The 429-nt window shown below is 59.0% G+C and carries 1 protein-coding gene; it reads left to right on the forward strand.

Features of this window, described 5'->3' with window-relative positions; genetic code table 11:
* On the forward strand, window positions 1-316 hold a 316-nt coding region (locus KM933_RS38820), incomplete at its 5' end, for a hypothetical protein (protein ID WP_221362407.1).
* Between the last annotated feature and the right edge of the window lie 113 nt (window positions 317-429).

A 429-nucleotide genomic window follows, 5' to 3' on the forward strand; every position in this document is an offset into this window, starting at 1 on the left:
CCGCACGGACCGCCTCATCCACCACTACGCCGTCGCCGCTCATGAAGGCGACCGTAGGCGAGACGACTTAATCTGCGAAGACCGGCTGTCCTGTGACAGCGAAATTGGACGGATTGACATCGAAGATGGAGTAGCGGCCTTTGTGCCGGTGAGGATGGACTACTTCAGGTCAAAAGGATTGGTCAGCACTGCCGTGAGCGCCAGGGAACTGCGAGCGGTCAGGATTACTCGGCAAACGGTCGAGATCGTTTGTCAGAGGACAGAGCCGCCCAGGGCCGCGGTGGAAATCGTGGCGCGAGGTCCAATGAGCAAGTGAACCGCATCTACGCCAATAACGTTCCGTGTGCGTACATGCACCCAACGCAAAGAGTCTCTCATGCAAGCCAGGCACGGAGCAGTCAGCTTTCCCCCTTCCCGAGCCCACCTCTA

It is taken from the genome of Streptomyces beigongshangae (assembly GCF_019710745.1).
Classification (GTDB): Bacteria; Actinomycetota; Actinomycetes; order Streptomycetales; family Streptomycetaceae; genus Streptomyces; species Streptomyces beigongshangae.